The sequence below is a fragment of the Streptomyces violaceus genome (assembly GCF_036014075.1).
Lineage (GTDB): Bacteria > Actinomycetota > Actinomycetes > Streptomycetales > Streptomycetaceae > Streptomyces > Streptomyces violaceus.
The window spans coordinates 7,846,921-7,873,378 of sequence record NZ_CP107911.1 but is presented as its reverse complement, the minus strand read 5'-3'; the positions used below and the strand labels follow the sequence as shown (position 1 = coordinate 7,873,378).

22 protein-coding genes and 2 pseudogenes are annotated in these 26,458 nt (G+C 70.8%); 18 read left to right on the top strand and 6 right to left on the bottom strand.

The window, feature by feature from the left end; all coding sequences use genetic code 11:
- Positions 1-112: 112 nt before the first annotated feature.
- Complete coding sequence (locus OG542_RS35545) at positions 113-949, bottom strand: alpha/beta fold hydrolase (protein ID WP_328416284.1); 837 nt, start codon at positions 947-949, stop codon at positions 113-115.
- Between the two features lie 384 nt (positions 950-1,333).
- Between OG542_RS35545 and OG542_RS35540 the strand changes: the two genes are divergently transcribed.
- Complete coding sequence (locus OG542_RS35540) at positions 1,334-2,284, top strand: aminoglycoside phosphotransferase family protein (RefSeq protein WP_328416282.1); 951 nt, start codon at positions 1,334-1,336, stop codon at positions 2,282-2,284.
- Between the two features lie 18 nt (positions 2,285-2,302).
- Here the strand turns inward: OG542_RS35540 and OG542_RS35535 are convergent, their stop codons facing one another.
- Positions 2,303-2,755 (bottom strand): Lrp/AsnC family transcriptional regulator, encoded by a 453-nt coding sequence (locus OG542_RS35535; protein ID WP_328416280.1) that lies wholly within the window; start codon positions 2,753-2,755, stop codon positions 2,303-2,305.
- A 111-nt stretch (positions 2,756-2,866) separates the two neighbouring features.
- On the opposite strand from OG542_RS35535, the gene OG542_RS35530 reads away from it, so the two are divergent.
- The gene (locus OG542_RS35530) at positions 2,867-3,505 is read left to right on the top strand and encodes a LysE family translocator (protein ID WP_328416278.1); all 639 of its coding nucleotides are present in this window, start codon (positions 2,867-2,869) and stop codon (positions 3,503-3,505) included.
- A gap of 21 nt (positions 3,506-3,526) precedes the next feature.
- Here the strand turns inward: OG542_RS35530 and OG542_RS35525 are convergent.
- Positions 3,527-3,712, bottom strand: a pseudogene (locus OG542_RS35525) (formyltetrahydrofolate deformylase); the annotation flags it as partial.
- Here OG542_RS35525 and OG542_RS35520 point away from each other — a divergent pair.
- The 4 genes and pseudogenes from OG542_RS35520 (at position 3,650) to OG542_RS35505 (ending at position 8,356) form a co-directional block, all read left to right on the top strand.
- Positions 3,650-3,871, top strand: a complete 222-nt coding sequence (locus OG542_RS35520; RefSeq protein WP_328418340.1) for a hypothetical protein — start codon at positions 3,650-3,652, stop codon at positions 3,869-3,871. The pseudogene OG542_RS35525 and the gene OG542_RS35520 sit on opposite strands and share 63 nt — an antisense overlap.
- Positions 3,847-4,874: pseudogene (locus OG542_RS35515) on the top strand (SpoIIE family protein phosphatase); the annotation flags it as partial. The gene OG542_RS35520 and the pseudogene OG542_RS35515, both read left to right, overlap by 25 nt.
- 124 nt (positions 4,875-4,998) lie before the next feature.
- Positions 4,999-6,294 carry an ATP-grasp domain-containing protein gene (locus OG542_RS35510; RefSeq protein WP_328416276.1) on the top strand — a complete coding sequence of 432 codons (1,296 nt, stop codon included), beginning with the start codon at positions 4,999-5,001 and terminating at the stop codon, positions 6,292-6,294.
- Between the two features lie 16 nt (positions 6,295-6,310).
- Positions 6,311-8,356 carry a CocE/NonD family hydrolase gene (locus OG542_RS35505; RefSeq protein ID WP_328416274.1) on the top strand — a complete coding sequence of 682 codons (2,046 nt, stop codon included), beginning with the start codon at positions 6,311-6,313 and terminating at the stop codon, positions 8,354-8,356.
- A gap of 10 nt (positions 8,357-8,366) precedes the next feature.
- Here OG542_RS35505 and OG542_RS35500 read toward each other — a convergent pair whose 3' ends face one another.
- Positions 8,367-8,867 carry a MarR family winged helix-turn-helix transcriptional regulator gene (locus OG542_RS35500; RefSeq protein WP_328416272.1) on the bottom strand — a complete coding sequence of 167 codons (501 nt, stop codon included), beginning with the start codon at positions 8,865-8,867 and terminating at the stop codon, positions 8,367-8,369.
- 94 nt (positions 8,868-8,961) lie between these two features.
- Between OG542_RS35500 and OG542_RS35495 the strand changes: the two genes are divergently transcribed.
- From OG542_RS35495 to OG542_RS35470, 6 genes are all read left to right on the top strand, one after another.
- Positions 8,962-10,446, top strand: a complete 1,485-nt coding sequence (locus OG542_RS35495) for an MFS transporter (RefSeq protein ID WP_328416269.1) — start codon at positions 8,962-8,964, stop codon at positions 10,444-10,446.
- A complete protein-coding gene (locus OG542_RS35490; protein ID WP_328416267.1) occupies positions 10,446-10,799 on the top strand; it encodes a hypothetical protein in 354 nt (117 codons plus the stop codon). Before OG542_RS35495 ends, OG542_RS35490 begins: the two co-directional genes overlap by 1 nt.
- A gap of 141 nt (positions 10,800-10,940) precedes the next feature.
- Positions 10,941-12,182: a cytochrome P450 gene (locus OG542_RS35485; protein ID WP_328416265.1), complete on the top strand. Its 1,242-nt coding sequence runs from the start codon at positions 10,941-10,943 to the stop codon at positions 12,180-12,182.
- Positions 12,183-12,219: 37 nt separating this feature from the next.
- Complete coding sequence (locus OG542_RS35480; RefSeq protein ID WP_328416263.1) at positions 12,220-12,417, top strand: ferredoxin; 198 nt, start codon at positions 12,220-12,222, stop codon at positions 12,415-12,417.
- Positions 12,414-13,601 (top strand): NAD(P)/FAD-dependent oxidoreductase, encoded by a 1,188-nt coding sequence (locus OG542_RS35475; protein ID WP_328416261.1) that lies wholly within the window; start codon positions 12,414-12,416, stop codon positions 13,599-13,601. Before OG542_RS35480 ends, OG542_RS35475 begins: the two co-directional genes overlap by 4 nt.
- Positions 13,602-13,658: 57 nt before the next feature.
- Complete coding sequence (locus OG542_RS35470; RefSeq protein WP_328416259.1) at positions 13,659-14,549, top strand: SDR family oxidoreductase; 891 nt, start codon at positions 13,659-13,661, stop codon at positions 14,547-14,549.
- A 75-nt stretch (positions 14,550-14,624) separates the two neighbouring features.
- Here the strand turns inward: OG542_RS35470 and OG542_RS35460 are convergent, their stop codons facing one another.
- On the bottom strand, positions 14,625-15,380 hold the full coding sequence (locus tag OG542_RS35460) for a thioesterase II family protein (RefSeq protein ID WP_328416257.1): 756 nt from the start codon (positions 15,378-15,380) through the stop codon (positions 14,625-14,627).
- Positions 15,381-15,463: 83 nt separating this feature from the next.
- Here OG542_RS35460 and OG542_RS35455 point away from each other — a divergent pair, with 83 nt between their 5' ends.
- The 6 genes from OG542_RS35455 (at position 15,464) to OG542_RS35430 (ending at position 24,675) form a co-directional block, all read left to right on the top strand.
- On the top strand, positions 15,464-15,877 hold the full coding sequence (locus OG542_RS35455; protein ID WP_328416255.1) for a DUF779 domain-containing protein: 414 nt from the start codon (positions 15,464-15,466) through the stop codon (positions 15,875-15,877).
- Positions 15,878-15,886: 9 nt separating this feature from the next.
- The gene (locus tag OG542_RS35450) at positions 15,887-16,360 is read left to right on the top strand and encodes an SRPBCC domain-containing protein (RefSeq protein WP_328416253.1); all 474 of its coding nucleotides are present in this window, start codon (positions 15,887-15,889) and stop codon (positions 16,358-16,360) included.
- Between the two features lie 386 nt (positions 16,361-16,746).
- Positions 16,747-18,231: a cytochrome P450 gene (locus tag OG542_RS35445; protein ID WP_328416251.1), complete on the top strand. Its 1,485-nt coding sequence runs from the start codon at positions 16,747-16,749 to the stop codon at positions 18,229-18,231.
- The gene (locus OG542_RS35440) at positions 18,215-19,222 is read left to right on the top strand and encodes a (-)-alpha-amorphene synthase (protein ID WP_328416248.1); all 1,008 of its coding nucleotides are present in this window, start codon (positions 18,215-18,217) and stop codon (positions 19,220-19,222) included. Before OG542_RS35445 ends, OG542_RS35440 begins: the two co-directional genes overlap by 17 nt.
- 207 nt (positions 19,223-19,429) lie before the next feature.
- Complete coding sequence (locus tag OG542_RS35435; protein WP_328416246.1) at positions 19,430-22,339, top strand: ATP-binding protein; 2,910 nt, start codon at positions 19,430-19,432, stop codon at positions 22,337-22,339.
- Positions 22,340-22,686: 347 nt separating this feature from the next.
- On the top strand, positions 22,687-24,675 hold the full coding sequence (locus OG542_RS35430) for a GDSL-type esterase/lipase family protein (RefSeq protein ID WP_328416244.1): 1,989 nt from the start codon (positions 22,687-22,689) through the stop codon (positions 24,673-24,675).
- A gap of 18 nt (positions 24,676-24,693) precedes the next feature.
- Here OG542_RS35430 and OG542_RS35425 read toward each other — a convergent pair whose 3' ends face one another.
- Positions 24,694-26,175 carry an MFS transporter gene (locus OG542_RS35425; RefSeq protein WP_328418236.1) on the bottom strand — a complete coding sequence of 494 codons (1,482 nt, stop codon included), beginning with the start codon at positions 26,173-26,175 and terminating at the stop codon, positions 24,694-24,696.
- Between the last annotated feature and the right edge of the window lie 283 nt (positions 26,176-26,458).

Below are 26,458 nucleotides of genomic sequence, written 5' to 3'. Positions count from 1 at the left end.
CCGGCAGCTCGGATCCGCTGCCGGCCTTGACGATGTCACCACCCCGGCCGGGGGCCGTCCAGGAACAATCGGAGGAAGAAATCGGAGGCAGAATTCGATCACTCCTGTTCGATCACTTCCGCAGGAAGGCGAGCAGCGCCGAGTTGACCTCCTCCGCGTGGGTCCAGAGCAGACCGTGCGGGGCGCCCTCGATCTCCACGTAGTCCGCGGCCGGAAGAGCCTTGTGGAACTGCCTCGCCGTCCCGTCCACCGGCAGGATGCGGTCGCCGGTTCCGTGCAGGATCAGGGCCGGTACATCGATCGCCGGGATGTCGGCCCGGAAGTCGGTGTACCAGGTGGAGGGCGCGGCCGACGCCGCGAAGAAGCCGCCGCCGGCGGCGACGTTCCAGCTGTTACGGACGGCCTCCTCGCTGATCCTGGTGCCGAGGTTCTCGTCGAGGTTGTAGAAGTCGTTGTAGAAGTTCGTGTAGTACGCGTACCGGTCCGCCTTCACGGCCGCGACGATCTCGTCGAAGAACTCCTTCGGGGCGACCCCGCCCGGGTTGTCGTCCGACTTGAGCAGGCAGGGCTCCAGGGAGGCGAGGAAGGCGACCTTGGCGACCCGCCCGGAGCCGTGGGCGGAGACGTAGCGGGCGACCTCGCCGGTGCCCATCGAGAACCCGACGAGGACGGCGTCTTGCAGGTCGAGGGTCTCCATCACGGTGTTCAGATCGGCCACGAAGGTGTCGTAGTCGTAGCCGGTCGTCGGCTGGGAGGACTGCCCGAAGCCGCGCCGGTCGTACGTGATCACGCGGTACCCGGCGTCGAGCAGTACGGCGCTCTGCCGCTCCCAGGAGTGCCCGTCGAGCGGGAAGCCGTGGATGAGGACGACCGGCTGCCCGGATCCGTGGTCCTCGTAGTACAGGTCGATGGAGGTGGAGTTCTCCTGGCCCACGGTGATGTACGGCATGCGCTGTTTCCTCGTTTCGGGAGAGCGGGTGGAAGGGGTGCGGCCACGCTAGGCCGGAGGCCGTACGGGCGGTTGCCGTGCAGCGCACGACTCCTTGACCGGGCGCGCACTCCCGTCAGTCTGCAACAGGGGCGGAAAGGTTTGCCGTCACGACTCCGCAGGAAATGTGGCTGAACGCACTGGCCCTGGACGCCCGCGGCCCCGGACCCGCCCGACCGGGGCTGCCTCGCGTACCGGCTTACGCGGCCGAGGACTTCGACGCCGGCCTGGCGGCGAACCGCTCTCTCGAGACCGGACTCCCGGTTCGGACAAGGGACTTGCTCCCGCCTGACTGATCGTGAATTCCATCGCACCGCCCGTCCCGGGCGTGGCACCATCGGCGGCATGGAAGGATTTTTGACATCTGATCAGATCGACGCCCGTAAGGCCCGCGCTTTCGCCGCCGCCGTCGCCGCGGGTCGTGACCTGGGGCTCACGGTGACCGACGCGACGGTGATCTACGACGTGTTCTCCGTCGTGGTGCACCTCGCTCCGTCGCCGGTGGTGGTGCGGGTGCCGACCGTCCTGCCGTCGTACTCCGACCCCGGATTCCAGTCCGCGCGGCAGCGACTGGAGCTCGACGTCGTGGCGTGGCTCGTGGAGCAGGGCCACCCGGTGATTCCGCCGAGTCCGCTCGTGCCGCGCGAGCCCGTTCGGCGCGACGGTTTCTCGATGACGTTCTGGCAGTTCGTCGAACTGGACCAGAGCGTCGAGCCGGATTACGCGCACAACTCCGCTCTGGTCGCCGACCTGCACGCCGCGCTGCGCGAGTACCCCGGCGAGCTGCCGTTCCTGTCCGCTGCCGAACCGCGGTTCGTCTCCGAGGGGCTTGCCGTGCTCGAAGGGCGGCCCGACCTCCTGGAACCGGCCGACCTCGACCGGGCGCGGCGCGAGTGGGAGATCCTGGAGCCCGTCGTCAGCTCACGCGCGGCATTCGAGGCGGCGTTCCCCGGCATCGAGTTCCAGCCGATCCACGGGGACGCCCCCGCCGCCAACATCGTCTCCGCCACGGACGGCGAGCTGTACTCCGACTTCGAGCTGACCACGCTCGGCCCGGTCGAGTGGGACCTGGCGGCTCTCGGCCCCGAGTGCGAGGCCGCGTACAACACGGCCGCCGAACGCCGGGGTCTGCGGCAGCTGGACGAGGGCGTGCTGCGCGTAGTCAACGCTGTGGGCATGTCCCGCGCGGTGGCATGCCTCGCGCTCGCCCCGCAGCTGCCCCTGCTCGTGGAGGCGCTGAAGCCGGCCGTGGAGCAGTGGCGGGCGATGCCGTTCGCGGGCGGACTGGCCGACTGACTGACAAGACGACCCGGCTCACTCCGGCAAGGGCCGGTCGTCGACCACGTGTTTCATGACGAGGGTGGACGTCAGCCGCTGGATGCCGGGGAGGCGGGCGAGCTGCTGGTCGTAGAGCTGCTGGAAGGCGGCCAGGTCGGTGGTGGCGACACGCAGGAGGTAGTCGGGGTCGCCGAAAAGGCGCTGGGCCTGGAGCACGTGAGGGACGGCGGCCACCCCCTCCTCGAAGGCGGTGACGGTGTCGGCGTCCTCCCAGCGCAGGGTGACGAAGACGAGGGCCTCGAAGTTGAGGCCCACGGCGACCGGGTCGACGACCGCGCGGTAGCCCCGGATCGCACCCTCGCGTTCGAGGTCGCGCAGGCGGCGGTGGCAGGGAGAGACGCTCAGCTTCACCCGCGCGGCCAGCTCGGTGACCGTGAGGCGGCCGTCAAACTGCAGCTCGGTAAGAATTTTCCGATCCAGGGCATCCATGGAGAAGATTCTGCCCCAGATCGGGCGATCAAGGGGTAAAGAAGGGAACACCTTCGGCCCGATGCGGCCTAGCCTTCCTCTCGCAACACTGCACGTGAGAGGGGCCGATCCATGGACACGACGACGCTGGCGGCATTTCTGGCCGTGGATCTGCTGCTGGTGTTCACGCCCGGCGCGGACTGGGCCTACGCGATCGCCGCGGGTCTTCGGGACCGGTCGGTCGTGCCGGCGGTCGCCGGGCTGATAGCCGGGTACGCGGGGTACACGCTGCTCGCGGTCGCGGGTCTGGTGGTGATCGTGGCGAGTTCGGCGACCCTGCTCACCGCGCTGACCGTGGCCGGGGCCGGCTATCTGGTGTGGCTCGGCTGGGGCGTGCTGCGGCAGCCTGCCGCGCTGACGGCCGCCGGGGCAGAGGTGGGTTCCGCCGCCTCGGGGGCGGGCGCCTCCCGCTTGCGGATCGTGCTCAAGGGAGCCGGGATCAGCGGCCTCAACCCGAAGGCGCTGCTGCTGTACTTCTCGCTGTTCCCGCAGTTCATCGACCCCGCGGGCGGCTGGCCGGTCGCCACGCAGACCGGGCTGTTCGGCACGCTGCACATGACCGTCTGTGCCGTCGTCTACCTCACCGTCGGCGTCCTGGCCCGTACGGTCCTGAGCACCAGGCCGTCCGCGGCCCTGGCGGTCACCCGGACATCCGGTGCGCTGATGATCGCCATCGGCGGGTTCCTGCTGCTGGAACGCCTCGCCGCCTGACGAACCCGGCGCACCCGGGCGTCAGCGGAGGATCACCGTGCGTCTGCCCTGGACGGACACCCGGCCCTCGCAGTGCCAGCGGACCGCCCGGCCCAGAACCGCCGACTCCGCGTCCCGGCCGATGGCGGCCAGGTCCTCGGGCGTGTGACTGTGGTCGACGTCGATGACCTCCTGGGCGATGATCGGGCCTTCGTCGAGGTCGGCGGTGCCGGGGCGAGGTTCTCCGAGGCGATCATCTCGAGGATGGACTGCTGGCGGTGCGGCGCGGCGTTCACGGCGCTGGCGACGTCCGGGTCGAGTTCGCTGAGCGTGAGGCCGGGGGGCGAGGCGAGTGTGCTGGTCGGGCCGGCGACTGGTTCGACGTGATCCCGCTGTCCGGCGCCCGGGTCGCCCTGGTCGTGGGTGACGTGGTGGGCCACGGCATCCAGGCGTCGGCCACGATGGGCCGGCTGCGGACCACCGTACGGACGCTCGCGGATGTCGACCTCGCCCCCGACGAGCTGCTCACCCAGCTGGACGATCTCGTCCTGCGGCTCGACCGGGAAGAGGGCCCGGAGGTGCGCGGACTGTCGGCGGAGGCGTCGGGGCAGGTCGGAGCGACCTGTCTGTACGCCGTGTACGACCCGGTGTCCCGCCACTGCACCATGGCCCGCGCCGGGCATCCGCAGCCCGCGCTGGTCACGCCCGACGGCGGCGTGCGATTTCTCGACCTGCCGGCCGGGCCGCCGCTGGGTCTGGGCGGCCTGCCGTTCGAAGCGGTCGAGGTGCGGCTGGAGGAGAACAGCCTGCTCGCCCTCTACACCGACGGGCTGATCGAGGCCGCCGACCACGACATCGAGGTCGGGCTCGACCTGCTGCGCCAGGCGCTGAGCAGCCCCGCCGACGCGCTGGAGGAGACCTGTGACCAGGTGCTGCGCACCGTGCTTGCGGGCCGTTCCGCCGACGACATCGTGCTGATGCCGGCCCGGACGGCCGCGCTCGGCGCCGGGCAGGTACACACCTGGCGGCTGCCACCGGGCCCCGCCGCCGTGGCCCGGGCCCGCAAGCTGGCGGGCGGACAACTGGCCGCCTGGGGACTGACGGAGGCGGCGTTCACCACGGAACTGATCGTCAGCGAACTGGTCACCAACGCCCTGCGCCACGGCGGCGTCCCCATCGAGCTACGGCTGATCCGCGACCGGCCCTCATCTGCGAGGTGTCCGACGGCAGCAACACCGCACCCCACCTGCGCCGGGCCCGCGTCTTCGACGAGGGCGGACGCGGGCTGCTCCTCGTCGCCCAGCTCTCCGACCGCTGGGGCACCCGCCAGACCCCTACGGGCAAGACGATCTGGGCCGAAACGCCGCTGCCCACGGTGCCGTTCCTCTGAGCCTCCCGACAGAACGCGCCCGGGGCAGGAGACGGGCACGTCGGAAACGGATTGCCGGCACGCGTGAGGGGTACTCCGACGATCTTGGAAGATCGGCCGTGCGCCGGACGTCGGAAGGAGAACCGTGTCTGATGAGACGGTGAGGAACGTATTCGTGATCGGCCTCGACGAGGCCAATCTGCCGACACTCCAGCAGGTGCCGGGAGCTCAACGGCTGCGTTTTCACCAGCTGCTGACCGTCGAGGAACTCCAGGTCGGGGAGGTGCACCTGCCCACGTTGCTCGACAAGGCCCAGGGCGTGCTCGACGCCTTCGACGGCAGCATCGACGCGATCGTGGGCTACTGGGACTTCCCGGTCAGCACCCTCGTCCCGATGCTGAGCGAACGCTACGGCACCCGCAGCACGAGCCTGGAGTCGGTGGTCAAATGCGAGCACAAGTACTGGAGCCGGCTGGAGCAGGAGAAGGCCACGGACCGGCACCCGCGCTTCGACAGGGTCGACCTGTCGGCCGAGCCGCCGCGGCCGCCGGAGAAGGTGACCTTCCCCATGTGGCTCAAGCCCGCACTCTCATACTCCTCCGAGCTCGCCTTCGGAGTCGATGACGAAGAGGAGTTCCGCAAGGCCGTCGCCGAGATCCGCGAAGGCATCTCCCGCATCGGCCGCCCCTTCGAGCACATCCTCGAACGCATCGACCTGCCGCCGGAGATGGACGGCGTGGGCGGCCGGGTCTGCCTGGCGGAAGAGTCGATGTCGGGCGTACAGGTCGCCGTGGAGGGCTACGTCCACCAGGGCGAGGTGACGGTCTACGGGGTCCTGGACTCCATCCAGTACCCGGACTCCCCCTGCTTCCTGCGCCACCAGTACCCCTCGACACTGCCCCAGCCGGTCATCGCCGAGCTGCACGACGTCTCCGAACGTGTGATGCGGCAGATCGGCATGGACTCGGCCACCTTCAGCATCGAGTACTTCTACGACCCGCGGACCCAGGGAATCAGCCTGCTGGAGATCAACCCCCGGCACTCCCAGTCGCACGCGGAGCTGTTCCAGTACGTCGACGGCGTGCCCAACCACCACTGCATGGTCAGCCTCGCCCTCGGCGAGGACCCGCACATGCCGCAGGGCGAGGGCGAGTACGCGATGGCGGCGAAGTGGTACCACCGCTGGTTCACCGACGGAGTGGTGCGCCGGGTGCCCGGGCCCGAGGAGATCGCCCGCATCGAGCGGGAGACCCCGGGCGTGCGCATCGAGGTGGTCCCCGAGGAGGGCAGCAGGCTCTCGGAACTCCCCGGACAGGACAGCTACAGCTACGAGTTGGCTCACATCTTCACCGGCGGGGCGGACGAGGAGGAGATGCGGGCGAAGTACGACCACTGCGTGGCCGCCTTGGGCCTCATCCTCGAGGACGCCCCGCGAGAGTAAGGAGCACGTGGGTTTCATGCGTTATGTGACCAACCTGCCGTACGCGACGAAGGAAGACGAGCACGTCACGATCCCGATGTCCGACGGGGTCCGGCTCTCCGCGCACATCTGGCGCCCGACCTCCTCGGACCATGAGCCGGTGCCCGCGGTGCTGGAGTACATCCCGTACCGCAAGCGCGACCTGACGGCCGTACGCGATTCCATCCACCACCCGTACCTCGCCGGACACGGCTACGCCTGCGTCCGCGTCGACCTGCGCGGCACCGGTGACTCGGAAGGCGTGCTGCGGGACGAGTACCTGGAACGGGAGCAGGCGGACGCGGAGGAGGTCCTGGCCTGGCTGGCGGAACAGCCCTGGTGCGACGGTGGCACGGGCATGATGGGCATCTCCTGGGGCGCGTTCGCGGCGCTCCAGGTGGCGGCCCGCCGGCCGCCGGGCCTGAAGGCCATCGCCATCGCCTCCTTCACCGACGACCGGCACGCCGACGACATGCACTACATGGGCGGCGCCCTGCTGTCGGACAACCTGGCCGAGGCGGGCACCATGTTCGCCTACGCCACCTGTCCGCCCGACCCTGCCGTGGTCGGCGACCGCTGGCGCGAGATGTGGCACGAACGGCTGGAGCACACCGAGCCGTGGGTTCTTGAATGGCTGCGTCACCAGCGCCGCGACGACTACTGGCGGCACGCCTCGGTGTGCGAGGACTACGCGAGCGTGCGCTGCCCGGTCCTGGCCTCCAGCGGCTGGGCGGACGGCTACTCCAACGCGGTGACCCGGCTGCTCGGCAATCTGGACGTGCCCCGCAAGGGACTGATCGGTCCCTGGTCGCACAAGTTCCCGCACCTCGGGGAGCCCGGCCCGGCCATCGGCTACCTCCAGGAGCTCGTCCGGTGGTGGGATCACTGGCTGAAGGGCGTCGACAACGGCGTCATGGACGGCCCCATGCTCCAGGCGTGGATGCAGGACAGCGTGCCGCCCTCCACCTCGTACGAGGAACGGCCGGGACGCTGGGTCGGCGAGCCGGACTGGCCGTCCCCACACATCCGGCCGGCCGTTCATCCGCTCACCCGGCACACGATCGGACGTCCGCAGGAGGCGACGACGGATGAGGGGAAGGCACCCGACGGCGACGCGCTGACCGTGCAGTCCCCGCTGTCGGTAGGCCAGTTCGGAGGCAAGTGGGCCTCCTACAACGCGCCGCCGGACCTGCCGTACGACCAGCGCGAGGAGGACGGCGGCTCCCTCGTCTTCGACACCGAGCCCCTGACCGAGCAGGTGGAGGTCCTCGGCTCGCCGAGCGTGGAACTCGACCTGTCGGTGAGCGAGCCGGTCGCCATGGTGGCCGCGCGGCTGTCCGACGTGAGCCCCGACGGCGCCGCGACCCGTGTCTCGTACGGCATTCTGAATCTCACCCGCCGCGACAGCACGGAGGCCCCGGAGCCGCTGGAACCGGGGCGGCGGTACCGCGCCACGATCCCGCTGAACGGTGTGGCGCAGGCGTTCCCGCCGGGCCACCGCATCCGGCTGTCGCTCTCCACGTCCTACTGGCCGCTGGCCTGGCCCCCGCCGAAGCCGGCCCTGCTCAGCGTCCATGAGCGTTCCAGCACGCTCACCCTGCCGGTGCGGCCGGTGGACGAACCGGACGAGGTGCCGTCGTCCCCCTTCGGCGAACCCGAGGGCACTCCCCCGCTCACCACGAGCCAGCTCACACCCCCCGAGGAGCGCTGGGAGGTCAAGCGTGACCTGGTCGACTACCACGCCGAGCTGGACATCGTGAAGGACCGGGGCACGGTCCGCTTCGACGACATCGGCGTCGAGGCCGGCCGCCGCGCCCGCGAGCGCTACACGGCGGTCGCCGACGAATTCACCTCGGCCTCCGGCGAGTCCACGTGGACCATGCGGTTCCAGCGGGACGACTGGGACGTACGGGTGGTGACGCACACCCAGCTCCGGTGCGACGAGACGGACTTCTTCGTGGACGCGACCCTCGACGCGTACGAGGCCGACCGCCGCGTCTTCTCCCGCACCTGGAACGAGAAGGTCCCGCGGGACCTCCTGTAGAACGCGTCGGCTACGAGGGGCGGACGCGCAGTTCGCTCTCGGCGTGCGTCACGAAGTCGTCCACGAGGCGGTGGAAGAGCACGGCCAGCTGCCGCAGTTCCTCGGGTGACCAGGCCGCCAGGGCCAGCTCCATGCCCTGCCGGCGCACCCGCCGCATGCGATCGACCGCGCCCAGCCCGGCCTCGGTGAGCCGGACGCGCTGGGCGCGGCGGTCGTCCGGGTCCGGGACGCGGGTGACGTAGCCGGTCCGCTCCAGTTGCCGCAGCTGCCGGGTGACGTGGGAGGCCTCCACCGACAGCCGGGCCGCCAGTACCCCGGGCCGCAGCGGCTCGCTCTCGGCGATGTGCCGCAGGATCGCCGCGGCGGCCCGGTCCAGCGAGAGTCCCGACTCGGCCATCAGACGCTCGTGCTGCCGGGCCCGGCCGGCCAGGTACGTGATGCGGGTGAGGGCTTGCTCGATCTCGGCCAGGACCGTCGAGGCGGGCTCCGCCACGGGATGTGGTGTGGGCATGGACCCAGCGTAAAAAAGTTGCTTGACTTAGGCAAGAAGAATCTGCTTGCCTAAGTTAAGCAATCGCGCTTCCCCGTCACTCACGGAGGCTTCCATGTCCCGCCCCGTCGCCCACCACGCGAAGACCGGATCACCCGCTCCGCCCAGATCGAACGCCGTGGTCGGGGTACTGGCCTTCGCCGGGATCGTCGTCTCGCTGATGCAGACCCTGGTCATCCCGATCGTTCCCGAGCTGCCGAGATACCTGGACGCCTCGCCGTCGGACGCCGCCTGGGCGATCACCGCCACCCTGCTGGCCGCCGCCGTCGCCACTCCGGTGGTCGGCCGCCTCGGTGACATGTTCGGGAAGCGCCGCCTGCTGCTCGTCAGCGTCGTGCTGCTGGTGGCCGGCTCGGTCGTCTGCGCCCTGAGCGACTCGCTCGTCCCGATGATCGTCGGCCGGACGCTCCAGGGCCTGGCGGCGGCCGTCGTCCCGCTCGGCATCAGCATCATGCGGGACGTCCTGCCCGCCGAGCGGCTCGCCGGCTCCACCGCCCTGATGAGCGCCTCCCTGGGCGTCGGCGGCGCCCTCGGCCTGCCCGCCGCCGCCTTCATCGCCGACCACTACGACTGGCACATGCTGTTCTGGATCTCCGCCGCCCTCGGCGTCGTGGCCCTGGCGCTCCTGGTGCTGATCGTGCCCGAGTCGAAGGTCCGCACCGGCGGCAGCTTCGACCTGCTCGGCTCCCTCGGCCTGTCCGCCGCGCTGGTGTCCCTGCTGCTGGCCGTCTCCAAGGGCGGCGACTGGGGCTGGACCAGCGGTACGACGCTGGGGCTGTTCGCCGCCGCGGTCCTGGTCTTCCTGCTGTGGGGACGGTACGAACTGCGCACCGCGCAGCCGCTGGTGGACCTGCGGACCACCGGCCGCCGTCAGGTGCTGTTCACCAACCTCGCCTCGGTCGCGCTCGGCTTCTCGATGTTCGCCATGTCGCTCGTCCTGCCGCAGGTCCTCCAGCTGCCCGAGCAGACCGGCTACGGGCTGGGCAAGTCCATGCTGGCCGTCGGTCTGATCCTGGCCCCGCAGGGACTGGTGATGATGGCCATGTCCGCCGTGTCCGCCGCCCTGACCAAGGCGAAGGGCCCCAAGGTGACCCTCATGATCGGCGCGATCGTCGTGGCCGCCGGGTACGGACTGAGCATCGCGTTGATGTCCGAGGTCTGGCACATCGTCCTGGTCGCCTGCGTCATCGGCGGCGGCGTCGGCTTCGCCTACGGGGCCATGCCCGCCCTGATCATGGGCGCGGTGCCCACCTCCGAGACGGCCGCGGCCAACAGCCTCAACACCCTGATGCGCTCCATGGGCACGTCGTTCGCCAGTGCCCTCGCCGGCGTCATCCTGGCGCAGATGACCACCGGCTTCGGCGGCCACGCCCTGCCCTCCGAGAACGGCTTCAAGACGGTCATGGCCCTCGGTGCCGGCGCGGCCCTCCTGGCCTTCTTCCTCGCCTCGTTCCTCCCGCGCCGGCAGGCCGCCGCCGCACCGGCCGGGCCGGCCGAAGCTCCTGCCGAACCGGCGGAGATCTCCGGAGCGCGCTCCTAGTGCTGTTCGTCGCCAGCCTGCTGCTCTGGAGCTTCTTCACCGTCGGTCTCGGCGCCGCCCTGGGCGCCGGTGCCGTCCTCGACGGCACCCAGAAGTACGTGGCCACCATCGCCGGGTCCGCCGTCGCGCTCATCACCGGGATGCGGCTCGCGAAGAAGCCGAAGATCAAGGGCTTCCTGTCCAAGCCGGGCACACTGTGGTTCCTGTTCCTGTTCAACGGCGTTGCGGCCGTGGCGATGTACTTCGCCCTGGACGGCGTGAAGGGAAGGGCCGCCGCTGGCGCCATGGGGCTGGTCTCGATCGGCGCGGCCGGCGGGATCGTCGCCAACTACCGCGCTGCGGCCCACGCCTGAGACACCGCGACCTGTCGGCGGGTGACGTGAGTCACGTCAGCTTGAGGTCAGGGAGCTGACCGGAAGCTGTCAGCCCGCTCCGCTTCCATACCGATGCCCGAACTCTTCCCCTCCCTCACCCCACATCACTGAGGAGACGTCATGTCCGATGCCCTGTCCTGCCCCGTCACCGGCGCCACCGGCCCCTTGCCCGAGTACCCGCTGCCGCGGGCGACGGAGTGCCCGCTGGCTCCCGCCCCGGTCGCACAGGCGCTACGGGACGAGAAGCCGATCGCGAAGGTGCGCATCTGGAACGGCGCCACGCCCTGGCTGGTCACCCGGCACGCCGACCAGCGGGCCCTGCTGCCCGATTCCCGCGTCAGCGACGACGACCTCGACCCCGGTTTTCCGTACGTCAACGCCCACCGGGCGTCGATCGCGCCGCTCTCACCGCGGCTGATCACGAACACGGACGCCCCGGAGCACACGCGGCTGCGGCGGACGGTCAACGGGCCGTTCGTGGTCAAGCGGATCGAGCAGATGCGGGAGCCGGTCCAGAAGATCGTCGACGACCTGATCGACCAGATGCTCTCCGGCCCCAACCCGGCCGATCTGCTCGAGGCGTTCGCGCTGCCTGTGCCGTCCCTGGTCATCGCCGAACTGCTCGGAGTGCCGTACGCGGACCACGACTTCTTCCAGCGCAGCAGCAGCCTGGTGCTGGACAGTTCGGTGTCGGCGGAGGAGGCCAGGAGGGTCAGCGGTGAGCTGGCCGCCTATCTGGACAACCTGATCACCCAGAAGACGGCCGCCCCTGAGGACGATGTGCTGTCGGAGATGGCGGGCCGGGTCCAGGCCGGTGAGATGACGCACGCCGAGGCCGTCTCCATGGGCGTCGCGATGCTGATCGCCGGTCACGAGACCACCGCGACGATGATCAGTCTCGGCACCCTCGCCCTGCTACAGCACCCCGACCAGCTCGCCCTGCTGCGCGAGACCGACGACCCGAAAGTCGTCGCCAACGCGGTGGACGAGGTGCTGCGCTACCTGTCCATCGTCCAGACCGGCGTGCGCAGGGTCGCCAAGGACGACATCGAGATCGGGGACGTCGTCATCCGCAAGGGCGACGGCATCATCTTCGACCTGCACGCCGCGAACTGGGACCCGGAGGTCTTCCCCGAGGCCGGGCGGCTGGACATCACCCGCCCGGCCCGTATCCACCAGGCGTTCGGCTACGGCCCCCACCAGTGCCTGGGCCAGAACCTGGCCCGCCTGGAACTCCAGGTCGTCTACGGCACCCTCTACCGCCGCATCCCGACCCTGCGGCTGGACGCGGCGATCGAGGACCTGGAGTTCGACCACACCGGGACCACCTACGGCGTGCACAGCCTGCCCGTGGCCTGGTGACCCTCCCCCCCACTGAGAAAGAACCGAGGTGACAACGATGCGTGTGGAACTGGACGTACCGAAGTGCGTGGCGTCGGGGCAGTGCGTGATGGCCGCTCCTGACGTCTTCGACCAGCAGGACGACGACGGTGTCGCGATCCTGCTGGAGGAGCGGCCCGGCGAGGAGCTGCGCGGCGCGGTGGAGGAGGCCGTGGCGATCTGCCCGGCCGCCGCGATCCGGCTGGTGGAGTCGTGAGGCGCGTCGTGGTCGTCGGCGCCTCGGCCGCCGGGCTCGCGACGGCGGAGACACTGCGCCGGGCGGGCTACGACGGCACGCTCACCCTCGTCGGCGACGAGCCGCGCGCCCCCTACGACCGTCCCCCGCTGTCCAAGCAGATCCTCTCCGGCGAGTGGAGCACCGAGCGCCTGCGGCTGCGCCCGCGGACCGACCTCGACGCCCTCGGCCTCGACCTGCGGCTGGGGTCGGCGGCGACCGGGCTGGACCTGACGGACCGTACGGTGTGTCTGGCCGACGGGGAGCAAGTGCCTTACGACGGACTGATCGTGGCCACCGGGGTGCGTCCCCGGCGGCTGCCCGGTGACGGCGGCGCGCACGTGCTGCGCACCCTGGACGACGCCCTCGCGCTGCGCGAGCGGCTGAAGCCGGGCTGCCGGCTGGTCGTGGTGGGCGCCGGGTTCCTCGGTGCCGAGGCCGCCGCGGTGGCCCGGGGTCTTGGCGCCCGGGTGACCCTGCTGGAACCGGCTCCCGTGCCGCTGGCGCACGCCGTCGGCACCGAGGTCGGCCAGGTGCTCTCCCGGGCCCACCTCGACCACGGCGTGGAACTGCGCACCGGCGTCACCGTGACCGAGGTGACCGACGGGGGCGTGCGGCTCGCGGACGGCGAACTGGTCGAGGCCGACGAGGTCCTGGTCGCCGTCGGCTCGCTGCCCAACACCGAGTGGCTGGCGGACAGTGGGCTGCCGGTCGGCGACGGGGTGCTCTGCGACGCGTACTGCGCGGCCGCGCCGGGCGTGTACGCGGCCGGTGACGTGGCCCGCTGGGACAACCCGCTGTTCGGGATGTCGATGCGGATCGAGCACCGTACCAACGCCGCCGAGCAGGGCATGGCCGCCGCCCGCAACCTGCTCGCCGCGCCGGACGGGCGCAGGCCGTTCGCGCCGGTGCCGTACTTCTGGTCCGACCAGTACGACATGAAGATCCAGGCGTACGGCTACCTGCGCGGGCACGACGAAGTCATCGTCGTGGACGGCGACTTGGCCGAGCGCAGGTTCGTGGCCGCCTATCGCACGGGCGAGCGGCTGACCGGCGCCCTGGCGGTCGGCATGCCGCCCAAGGCCGTCCGCACCTGGCGGCAGGCCATCGCGGGCGGGACGGCCTGGAGCGACGCCGTACCCGCCGCCGGCACCGAGGCGGCCTGACCCCGGGCGGGAGCGGGCTCATGCCGCTCCCGCCCTTTTTCGGCAAGGAGAGCGCAGATGCAGAACCGTACGGACGACCCGCGCGACGTGGTCGTCGTCACCGGAGCGGGCGGGATGGGCACGGCGGTCGCGCGCCGCCTGGGCAGCGGGCGGACGCTGATCCTCGCCGATCACTCGCGCGAACGGCTCGATCAGGTCGTGGCGGAGCTGAGCGCCGAGGGATACGCGGTGCGGGGCGTGCCGACCGACGTCTCCGACCGTGCCTCAATCGAGGAACTCGCCCGGCTCTCGGCGGAGCAGGGGCGGATCACCGCGGTGGTGCACACCGCCGGAGTCGCCGCCGCGACGGCCTCGGTCCGCGGAATCCTCGACGTGGACCTGCTCGGCACGGTGTATGTGATCGAGGCGTTCGAGAAGGTGGCCGTCAGAGGGACCTCGCTGATCTGTGTCGCCAGTCTGGCCGGGCACATGGCCTCGATCAGTGCCGAGGACGAGGCCGCGCTGGCGACAGCTCCAGCCGAGGAGTTGCTCGGTCTGGACGCCGTCACAGACCTCGGCGAGGACGCGACGGCCGCCTACATCCTCGCCAAACGCGCCAACCACGTCCGCGTGCAGGCCGCCGCCCTCGCCTGGAACCGGCTCGGCGCCCGCGTCAACACCCTCAGCCCCGGAGTCATCGCCACCGCCATGGCGAAGGCGGAGGCCGACTCGGACGCCGACGGGCACATGCTCAAGATGCTCGACGCGTGCGGCGCGGGCCGGCCGGGCACGCCCGGCGAGATCGCCGACGCCGTAGCCTTCCTCACCGGCCCCGAGGCGCGGTACATCACCGGCACCGATCTGCTCGTCGACGGCGGGCAGGCGGCCTGGATCCGCCGGCACATGCGGCGCAGACTCTCGTCGTCACCGAACGCGCCGTCAGCAAGCACATCGGCAACGTGTTCCTGAGACTCGGCCTCCCGCCCAGCGAAAGCGGCCACCGCAGAGTGCCGGCCGTGCCGGCGCATCTGAACGGCCGGTGAGTCAGCGTGGTGTCGCGGCGGGCCGGGCCAGACGCTCGTTGATGACGCCGATCACGTCCGGCGCGTGGTCGATGAGGAAGAAGTGCCCACCGGGGTAGCGCTTCATCTCGAAGTCACCCGCGGTGTGGGAGCTCCAGGCGCGTACCTCGTCGTGGCTCGCCTTGGGGTCGTCGTCTCCGGTCAGAGCGGTGAGGGGGCTGCGGAGCAGGTGGTCCGACGCCCACACGTAGGTCTCCACCGCGCGGTAGTCGTTGCGGAGGGCCGGCAGGATCATGCGCATCAGCTCCTCGTCTCCGAAGATCCGCTGGTCGGTGCCGCTGAGTCCGCGCAGTTCGGCGATGATCCCGGCGTCGTCACGCCGGTGCACCCGCTCGTCGCGGTGGCGCGACGGTGCGCGGCGCCCCGAGACGAAGACCCGCTCGGCGAATCGCCCGGCCCGCTCCAGCCGTACGGCGACCTCGAAGGCCAGTGTCGCTCCCATGCTGTGCCCGAACAGGGCGAAGGGGCGATCCACCGTGCGCGTCACGGCCCGGCTGACATGGTCCGCGAGACCGTCGATGGTGTCGATCATGGGCTCGTTGTGCCGGTCCTGGCGGCCCGGGTACTGGACGGAGAGCACCTCGACCCGGGGGTTCAACGCCTGGGCCACCGGCCGGAAGAAGGACGCCGAACCGCCCGCGTGGGGCAGACAGACCAGTTGCACGGGGGCCTCGGGGCTCGGGAAGAAGCGTCGTATCCACGGATCGGTGGCGGTCATGGGGCCTTCCTGTTCTCCTGCTCGGAACGACATGCTCGTACCGGTTGCCAAGATAGACGGACCGACCGGCCAGGAGGGATCGCATGACGAGCCACCCCACCCGCACGGAACGTGTCGAACTGACGCCGGCCGCCGAGGAACTGCTGCGGCGGCTGACCGGGGCGCACGGGCCGGTGATGTTCCACCAGTCCGGCGGCTGCTGCGACGGCAGCGCCCCGATGTGCTACCCGCGCGGCGAGTTCCGGGTCGGTGGCTCGGACGTCCTGCTGGGGCAGGTGGCCGGGGACACGCCGTTCTGGATGAGCGCGGACCAGTACACGTACTGGTCGCACACCCATCTCACCGTGGACGTCGTCCCCGGCCGCGGCAGCGGCTTCTCCCTGGAGGCCCCGGAGGGCGTCCGGTTCCTGATCCGCTCCCGGCTGTTCACCGACGAGGAGCTGCGGCACATCGAGGCGGAGCCACCGCTGCCGACCGGGGCGGACGAGGTCGCCTAGGGTTGGCCCATGTACACGACGCGCGTCTCCGGTCACGTCGATGCTCCGCGTCCGGCCGTCTACCGGGCGCTGGTGAGCGGGGAGGCGATCGCGCGCTGGCGGGCGCCGACCGGGATGAGCAGCGAGGTGCACGAGTTCGACGCCCGCGAGGGCGGCCGGTTCCGTGTCTCGCTGACGTACGACGCACCGGACGCCACCGGGAAGTCGGCCGCGCACACCGATACGTACCGCGGCCACTTCGCGCGGCTCGTGCCCGACGAGCAGGTGGTCGAGGTGCTCGCCTTCGAGTCAGCCGACCCCGCCCTGGGCGGCACGATGACCATGACGACGACGCTCACCGACGCCGAGGGCGGTGGCACCGACGTCCTCATGGTCCACGAGGGCATCCCCGACGTCGTGCCCGCCGCGGACAACGAGACGGGCACGCGCATGGCCCTGGCGAATCTGGCCCGGTTCGTCGAAACCGGACCGGACGTCGTCTAGGGCGCGGGGGCGTCGTTCGCCGAGGTCCCAGAACAGGCCCGCCATGATGCGCAGCCCCTTCGCCACCGGGCTCGCCGCCGTCGAGGCCCGGACGCACCACCGGCTCGGCCCGCCGGAGCATGTTCATGCCAGACGCACCACACGACTGTCATAGCCTTCAGGAGCACAGACGGAACACGGATTTCTCCGTGCACAGAAAAGCATTAACAACCTGAATGCATGCAGCAATCGTGGTTCACTCGACGCCCCTCCGTGCTTCCGTGCGCCCCTATGGAGAAAGGATTCGGCGAGCCGTCGGCAGATTTCACTGGGCAGGACTGAGGCGAGCGTCAAATCGGTGCAACCGCACCGCAATCCCGTGTGCCGACTGAGGCAGGTGGTTTTCGATGAGCGGCTCCGTTCCCGGATCAGCCCGAAATTGGACAGTGGGCACTGCTCCAGGCATATTCCCATTCCTGGGCCACGGTATCGACTTGGCCCGTCGGCCGCTGGCTTTTCTGGAATCTCTTCCCACGCACGGAGATCTGGTCGAAATACGCCTGGGTCCGCAGCGTGCCTGGATGGCCTGCCACCCGGATCTGGTCCATCAGGTACTCGCGGACCCGGAGACGTTCGACAAGGGCGGCCCGCTCTACGACCGGCTGCGGACACTGCTGGGGGACGGCGTCGGCACCTGCCGCCATCAGGATCACCGGCGCCAGCGCAGGCTGCTGCAACCCGGATTCCGCAAGGCCCGCGTCGCCGACCAGGTGCAACTGATGGGCGAGGAAGTGGAGTCGGTGTGCCGCGCGTGGTGGGGCGGGCAGGCGGTCGACATCAGCGCGACCATGATGGACCTGTCGGCACGCGTGATCAGCCGCGTACTCTTCTCCGACTCGCTCGACGCCGCGACGGCCGTCGAGATGCGCAGGTGTCTGGCCACCGTGGTCCGCGGCATGTTCGTCCGGACGGTGATGCCGGTCGACGCCCTGTTCCGGGTTCCCATTCCGGCGAACCGGCGCTACCGGCACGCTTCCGATCGTCTGCGTGCGATCGTCGACGCGGCTGTCGCCGAGCGCCGGCGAGGCGCTGCCCGCGACGACCGGGACGATCTGCTGGGGACCTTGCTGGCGGCGGCGCGGGGTGACGGCGTGGAGCCGGCGATCACCGACAGGGAAGTCCACGGCCAGGTGATCACGCTGATGTTCGCCGGCGCCGAGAGCACCGCCCTGTGCCTCTCCTCGGCCTTGGACCTCGTGGCGCGGCACCCCGAGGAGGAACGCCGCCTGCACTCCGAGGTCGACACCGTGCTCGCTTCAGGGCGGCCGCCCGGCCCCGACGAACTGCCGCGCCTCGTCCGCACGCGGTGCGTCCTCACCGAGACACTTCGCCACCGCCCGCCCGGCTGGCTCTTCACCCGCGTCGCCACGAAGGAGACGGAGCTCGCCGGGCACCGGCTCCCGCCGGGCGCAACGGTCGTGTTCAGCCCGTACCTCCTGCACCACGACCCTGCCCTGTTCCCCGACCCCGACCGCTTCCTCCCCGACCGCTGGCTGCCCGGGCAGGCCGTCGCGGTCCGCCCCGGAGCGATGATTCCGTTCGGAGCGGGCCGCCGGAAATGCATCGGCGAGACACTCGCCATGTCGGAGGCCATGGTGGCCGTCGCGTTCATCACCCGCCACTGGCGACTGCGCCATCTGCCCGGCTACGAGGAACGGCTGCGCCCCGCGGCGACGTTGGGGCCGAGGGAACTGGTGATGACCTGCGAACCGCGAGCCAGAAGGCCGGTGGGCACACCGCCTGGGGCGGCTTCCCGCGCGCCCCGGACAGCTGTCGTACCCGTCGTCCACAACTCCCGAACGGCAGGTGGCAACGATGTCCACGACGCATGAGGAAATCACGCTCGCCGCGCAGGACGGAATGCGGGCGGTCAATCTGCGGGAACTGATCGACGCGAACCTCTACATGCCATTCCCGTACGCGCGCAATCCCCACGCGTCCGAAGCGTCGGCAGGCGTCGACACCTGGCTGAGTACCTGGGGGCTGACCGATGACCCGGCAGTGGCGGCCATGATCTCCTATACGCGTCCCGCCGAACTCGCGGCCTGCAACAGTCCGTCCATGGATTCCGGGCTCCTCCAGATCATGGCCAACCAGATCGCCTACCAGTTCGTCTTCGACGACCGGGCGGAGGACGTCGGCCGGCGCTCGCCCGGCCGGCTGCTGCCCATGCTGTGCGAGAGCGTCGAGATCCTGCGCGACGGCCAACCGCCCACCACCCCGCTCGGAGCGGCCCTGGCCGACCTCCATCGACAGGTCCGGGAGCGGTGCACACCCGATCAGGCCGCACGATGGGCCTTGAACAGCCGTGAGTACGTGCACGGCCTCCTGTACGAAGCGGTGGCCCAGGCCCATTCCGACCAGGTGGGCAGCGGGCTGTGCCGGTCCATACGGTCCCTCATCGCCGGCGTCGAGCCCTTCTATCCGCTGTGCGAGGCCGCGCAGCGGTGCGAACTGACCCCGGAGGAGATCCATCACCCCGTCATGCGACGCCTGAGCCGGTTGTCGGCCGACGCGGCGGTGTGGATACCCGACCTCTTCTCCGCGGTGAAGGAACAGCGCGCGGGCGGCATGATCAACCTGGCCCTCGCCTACCAGCGCACACACCGGTGCTCCCTGCCGGTGGCCGTCACGCTGGCCGTGCGGCACATCAACCGCACGATCCGCGAGTTCGAGGAACTCTACGGTGAGATCAGGCCGGAGTTGAGCCCGTCGGGCGTCGGCTACGTGGAGGGCATGGCCGGCTGGATCCGCGGATGCTACTTCTGGTCCCGTACCGTGCCGCGGTACGCCGACACGATGGCGGCACCCGCAGGCCTCTGACCGTGTGCACGACCGGTCGCCTCCCCCCGGGGATCCCGAAAAGGGCGGAAACGGACCAGGCTATCCTGAAAGGTTGGGACTCAAAGCGCTCCCGCGGGGAATTCACTCTCCCTGTCTACCTCCTGTTACGCCCCGGCCAAGTGGCCTGTTTGAAGGCGTACGCTCGCCCCGTCCGGCGGGGAGCAACTACAGGAAGCGGTAGACCACATGGCCCATGGGCTGCGGCAACCGATCACCGAACACCGGCCTCTCCTCGAACGCGACGAGGAGCTCCGCGCCATCGACCGCGCGCTGGCGGGGCTCCGGGACGCCGCCGACGGCGTGCCCCGGGTACCGCGCGGCGGGCTGCTCGCCTTCACGGGTGAAGCGGGGCTGGGCAAGACGACACTGATCGCGGCGGCGCGGGCCCGCGCCGCCGCACAGGGGTTCACGGTGTTCTCGGGCAAGGGCGGCGAGAACGAGCAGGGGCTGGCGTTCCGCGTCGTCCGCCAGGTCATGCAGCCCGTCCTGGCGGGAATGAGCGGGACGGAGCGCCGGGATTTCCTGGGCAGTTGGTACGACATCGTCGGCGCCGCGCTCGGTCTCGAGGCGACGGATCCCGCCCGGATGCCGGACCCGACCGGAGTGCGCGACGGCCTCGACTGGGTCATGACGATCCTGACGATGCTGAACGCGCCCGTAGTTCTGCTCCTGGACGACCTGCACTGGGCCGATACCGAATCCCTCGACTGGCTCGCCTCCTTCGCGCCCCGGGTCGCGGACCTCCCGCTCCTGATCGTCGTCGGCTACCGGCCGGACGAACTCCCTTCCGACGCGACCTCTTTCCGCACGCTCGTGGAACGCCACGAGCAGCGCCCGCACGTCCTGTCTCCGCTCGGCGAGGCCGGTGTGGCGCGGATCATCAGGGAGGAAGTGGGTGAGGAAGCCGAGGACGAGTTCTGCGGCGAGTGCTGGACGGTCACCAACGGAATTCCCTTCGAGGCCGTCGAACTGGCCATCAGACTCCGCGAGCGGCGGGTGAGGGGAACCCAGGACGAGGTGCCCGTGATGCGGAACCTCGCCGCGGCGGTCAAGGGCCCCGGCCTGATCGAGCGCCTCAAGCGGCTCGGCCCGAGCACGGTCCGCTTCGCGTGGGCCGGCGCCGTCCTGGGCGGCCCTTTCTCACCGGAGTCTGCCGCCGACCTCGCGGTGGTCGGCAGCGCGGAGGCCGTCGAGGCGACCGAGAAGCTGCGCGCCTGCCGCATCCTCACGGACGCCGACGAGGCCGCGGGCGCCCTGGAGTTCGTCCATCCGCTGATCGCCACGACGGTCTACCGCGACATCCCTTCGGGCCTGCGCGTCGGAATGCACGACGCGGCCGCCAACGCCGCCCAGACGGTCGAGTCCGACCCCACCGCCGCCGCCCGTCACCTGCTGGAGGTGCCTTGCGACGGCCGGGCCGAGACGGTCGCGTGCCTGCGCGCCGCCGCGCGTGAGTACCTCCGCGCCGGGGCCCCGGAGGCCGCCCGGCGCGTGCTGACCCGGGCGTTGCGGGAACCACCCCCTGCCGAGGACCGCGCCGCCCTGCTCCACGAGCTGGCCGGCTCGACCTTCCTGATCGAGCCCACGGCCACGGTGAGCCATCTCAGGGAGGCGTTGAAGGAACCCGGAATCGACCCCGACCTGCGCGCCTCCATCGTCTACCGGCTGACGCAGGCGCTGGCCCACACCGACCGGCTGACCGAGGCCGCGACCGTGGCCGCCGACGAGGCGCGGCGCGCCACCAACGCGCGGGTCAGACTGCGCATGCAGGCGGATCACTTCGTATGGAGCGCCTTTCGCGCCGACGAGCCGGACTCGTCCGCACGCTCGCGCCGGCTGGCGAGGCTGGCCGGCAAGCTGACCGGCCGGAGCCTTGAGGAGCGCTACATCCTCGGTCTGCGGGCGTGGGACGCCCTCGTGCGCGGCGAGCCGCGGCGGAGCGCCCTCGGGTATGCCGAGGAGGCCCTGAGCGGAGGTATGAGCTGGACCGACGAGAACCGCGGCTTCGAAGTGCCCGTCGCGGTCGCCCTGCTGTTCATGTACTGCGACCAGCCGCGACGGGCCGAAGACCTGTTCGCCGCGGGGATGGCCGAGTGTGAGCACAGGGGGTGGCGCGGCTCCCATCTGGCGCAGGGCCAGACGCTTCTGGGCTATATCCGCTACCGCCGTGGCTGCCTCCCCGAGGCCGAAGAACTCGTCCGGGCCGGGCTGCACACCGCCGAGCGCGTCGAAGGAGCGGTGCCCGCCCAGTGGTTCGCCATCGGCATCCTCATCCAGATCCTGCTGGCCCGCGGGCGGACCACCGACGCGCGCCGGCTCGCCGACACCTACCACTACGGCGACGTGGTCCCCAACGCCGTCATCTTCCCCGATCCCCGCACGGTGTACGCCGAACTGCTCCTGGCGGAGGGGCGATTCGCTGAGGCGGCGAGCCTGTTGTCCAGGGTCGGGGACTGGCTGGAGTCGCGGGACTGGCACAACCCCGCGTGGTGCCCCTGGCAGCTGGGGCTGGCCTCGGCACTCGCCCGTACCGCTCCCGACCAGGCGGTGCTGCACGCCCAGGACGCCGCCAAGCGGGCCCGGGACTTCGGTGCGGCGTCCGCGATCGGCCAGGCGCTGCGTGTCCAGGCAGAGCTGACGGGCGGGCAGGCGGCGCTCGAGCTGCACACGCAGGCCGTCGATCATCTGGAGCGGTCGCCCGCGGCGTACGAACTGTCCCGTGCCCTGGTGGGCCATGGCGCCGCGCTGGTCCGCAGCGGCCGCCTGCACGACGCAGCCGACCGGCTGTACCAGGGTCTGGAGGGGGCGGTGCACTGCGGTGCCGAGGGTCTGGCCGCCCGGGCCAGGCGGGAGCTCTCCGCCGCGGGACTGCGCCCGCTGCCCCTGCGCTACGCGCAGACGGACATGCTGACGGGCCCGGAACGCCGGGCCGCCGAGAAGACGGCCCAGGGCCACCCGGCGCCGGTGGTCGCGCAGGAGCTGCGGATCACCGAGCAGGGTGTGCGGCATCTGCTGTCCTCCGTGTACCGCAAGCTCGGCACCGACACGGCGGGCCTCGCCGACGCCCTGGAGAACTGCCCCCGGCCGGCACGGTAGCGGGCCGGGCCCCGGCCGCACACCAGTCGCCCGAGGAGCAGGGCTCCCAGGAACGCCGGCACCAGCGGCGTCACGTACCCGCCGCCCTTGCGGACCCGCCAGGTCTCCCCCTGTGCGGGTTCCGCGCGGGCGGCGATTCGGGCGCGGGCGGCCCCCAGATTCACCCGAGGAAGCGCCCGGGCACCCGCCACCCGGCCGTACGACGTCACGGCCGTCTCCATCGCAGTCAGACGTCGCTTCTTCAACTTCCACCCATGACAGACCACTTGACGCTGCACCGTTCCCCTGCTTCCCTCGAAAGGCTGCTTATGGGAGCGCTCCCATACACCCACGTGAAAGGGAACCCCGTGCAGACCTCCCCCCACCCCTTCCCCGGACGGGCCCTGCCCGCTCTCCTCACGGCCGTGCTCCTCGCCTGTCTGCTGTCCTGGGCGGGTGGCTCGCCCGCCCAGGCAGCGCCCGGTGACGGCTCGGTGTCCGATCCGAACATCGCGTACGTCGGACGCTGGGACACCTCCTCGGGCACCGCGGCGGTACCGAACTGGACCGGCGCCTATCTGCAGACCGGATTCACCGGCACCACGGTGAAGGTCCGGGCCAGGAACGCGGTCAACTTCTACGCGAGCATCGACGGCGGTCCCGACGTCTTCCACGCGGGCGTGCGCGGCACGGTGAACCTCACGCCCAGACCGCTGTCCCCCGGCACCCACACCCTGCGCGTGTCCTACCGCTCCGGCGACACCGTCTTCCAGGGCCTGGTCCTGGACTCCGGCGCGCGGACCGTCGCCGCCGGTGCGCCCTCCGGGCTGGTGGAGTTCGTCGGCGACTCCATCACCGCGGGGGCCCTGACCGACCGGCTGGCGCTGGACTCGTACGCCTGGAAGACCGGCGAAAGGCTGGGGATGCGGCACACCCAGATCGCCCGGTCCGGCTACTGTCTCGTCGCGCAGTCGGGGTGCACCGGTCTGAGCGGGCAGTTCTTCAGGACGGCCAGCACCGGTGGCGCGAACTGGGACTTCTCCCGGTACCGGGCCGACGCGGTCGTCATCAACCTCGGCACCAACGACATCGGTCACGGCGTGTCCGGCGCCGCCTTCCAGTCGGCGTACACGGCGTTCCTGCGGGACGTGCGCGCCAAGTACCCCACGGCGCATCTCTTCGCGCTGCAGACGCTGAAGAAGCGCTACGTCACCGAGACCAGGGCCGCCGTCAGTGCCCGCACCAGTGCTGGTGACACCCGGGTGCACTACGTCGACACCACGGGCTGGCTCACCGACGGCGCCGACTACGAGGACGGCAGCGGGCATCCGAACGAGGCGGGGCACACCAAGTTCGCCGAGCGCCTGGCCCCGCTCGTCCGCGCCCGGCTCGGCAGCGGCGCCACGGCCAAGGCCGCGGCTCCCGGACAGCCCGGCGACCCGAACATCAAGTTCGTCGGCCGCTGGGACACCACCAGCTCCGCCACCGCCTACACCCCGTACTGGGCCGGCGCCTACTACCGGGTCGGCTTCACCGGCAGGACGGTCAAGCTGAAGCAGCGGGGCACGATCGACTTCTGGGCACGGATCGACAACGGGCCCGTGAGGTTCTACGACGACGTCAAGGGGACGGTGAACCTGACCCCGACGGCTCTCTCCGCCGGCAACCACACACTCCAGGTCAACTACCAGGTGGTCGCGGGCTCCTACCGGGGTGACGCCGTCTTCCAGGGGCTGGCCCTCGACAGCGGCGCGACGACCTTCGCACCCCCGGCCCCGGCCAAGCTGGTCGAGTTCGTCGGTGACTCGATCACCGTGGGTACGACGTCCTCGCAGAACGCCCGTACCGCGTACGGCTGGCTGATCGGGGAGCGGCTGGACGTGGAGCACACGCAGATCGCGCAGGGCGGGGCGTGCCTGGTGGCCGCGGCGGACGGATGCGTGGGTCTGGAGCGGCAGTTCACCAAGCTCAACCCGAACGCCACGACGCCCGACTGGAACTTCTCCCGCTACCGGGCCGACGCGGTCGTCATCAACCTCGGCACCAACGACGTCGGGCACGGGGTGAGTTCCGCGCAGTTCCAGTCGGCGTACAGCAGTCTGCTCCGCAAGGTCCGGGCCGCGTATCCGCAGGCGTGGATCTTCGCGCTGGAGACGTTCCGCGGGCGGTTCGTCCCGCAGACCGAGGCCGCCGTGCGGGCCGCCGTCGACGGTGGTGACGCCCGGGTCTCGTTCGTCGACACGACCGGCTGGCTGGGGTCGGACGACCTGACGGACTCGGTGCATCCCAACGACCGGGGGCACCGGGTCATCGCCGACCGGCTGGCGCCGGTCATCGCGGCGAGGATCGGGGCGTAGACGGCGTGCGGGCGGGCCTCACATCGGGCCGGGGCCCGGCCCGCCCTTGAGGCGTTCCAGGTCGGAGGGGCGGACCTGGATGACGACGAGCGCGATCAGCGCGGCGACGACGGTGAAGATCGCCGCCATGATGAAGGCGGCCGAGACGCCGGCGGTGAGGATCTCGTCGGACCAGGGTTTCGGCACCTGCCCGGTCTGTTCGAACCGCAGGCGCTCGCTTGGGGTCGCCTGCCGGAAAAAGTCCGGGATCTGTTTGTCCGCCTCGTTGGTGCTGGCCGTGCCGAACATCGTGACCAGGATGGACAGGCCGAGCGAGCCGCCCACCTGCTGGGTGGCGTTGAGGAGTCCGGAGGCCGCGCCGGTCTCCGGGGTGGACACGTTGGACAGCGCCATGAGGGTCAGCGACACGAACTCCATGCCCATGCCCAGGCTGAAGACGAGCATCGGGCCGAGGACGCTGCCCGCGTAGGTGGAGTGCACGTCGGTCAGGGTGAGCCAGGCCAGTCCGGCCGCCGCCAGGATCGCGCCCACCACCATGAACGGCTTGGGCCCGTAGACGGGCAGGAACCGCGAGGCCAGTCCGGCGCCGACGGCGATGACCGCGCTGACCGGCAGGAAGGCCAGTCCGGCCGCCAGCGGGCTGAAGCCCAGTACGTTCTGCACGAAGAGCGTCAGGAAGAAGAACATGCCGAAGATCGCGGCGGCGAGGCACAGCATGATGCCGTAGGTGCCCGCTCGGTTGCGGTCGGCGAACATGTGCAGCGGCGTGATGGGTTGTCTGGAGCGCCGCTCGATCAGGACGAAGGCCGCCAGGACGACGACCGCACCGGCGAACGAGGCCAGCGTGAGCGCGTCGCGCCAGCCCTCCTGCGCGGCTCTGATGAACCCGTAGACGAGCAGCACCATGCCCGCGGTGGAGGTGAGCGCGCCGGCGATGTCGAAGCGTCCGGGGTGGCGCTCGGACTCCCTGATGTAACGGGGCGTGGCGAGCACGATGAGCAGGCCGATGGGCACGTTGACGAACAGCACCCATCGCCAGTTCAGCCACTCCACGAGCATGCCGCCGGCGAGCAGGCCGATCGCGCCGCCGCCGGCCGAGACCGCGGCGAAGACGCCGAAGGCGCGGTTGCGTTCGGGCCCTTCGCGGAAGGTGGTGCTGATCAGGGCGAGGGACGTCGGGGAGGCGATGGCGCCGCCGACGCCCTGGAGGGCGCGTGCGCCGAGGAGTTGGCCGGAGTTCTGGGCGAATCCGCCGAGCAGGGAGGCGAGCACGAAGAGCAGCACGCCGAAGACGAAGACGCGCCGCCGGCCCAGGATGTCGCCGGCCCGGCCGCCGAGCAGCAGCAGGCCCCCGAAGGTGAGGGTGTAGGCGTTGACCACCCAGGACAGGCTGGTGGTGGAGAAGTCCAGCGAACTCTGGATGTGCGGCAGCGCGATGTTCACGATGGTGATGTCGAGGACCACCATCAGCTGGCAGGAGGCGATGACGAACAGCGCCATCGCGTTTCCGCCACCACCGGGTTCCCTGGTGGTGGTCGCCTGTGGTGAAGCCGGCTGCGGGCCGCCGCCTGCGGTGTCCACCGTTCGACGGTACGCCCGCCTCCCTGACCTCACCACTCGATCACCGTCTGCCGCCCCACCTGGCAGATCACCGATCCGACCCACCCGTACACCGGCTGTTCCTGGGACGCGCTCCGTCAGCCCGTCTCCGGCTCCTCCTCCGGCGAGGAGAACGGGTGCCGGAGCGGCACCGGCGGCCACGCCGGCCTCGTGAGGCCTCCAC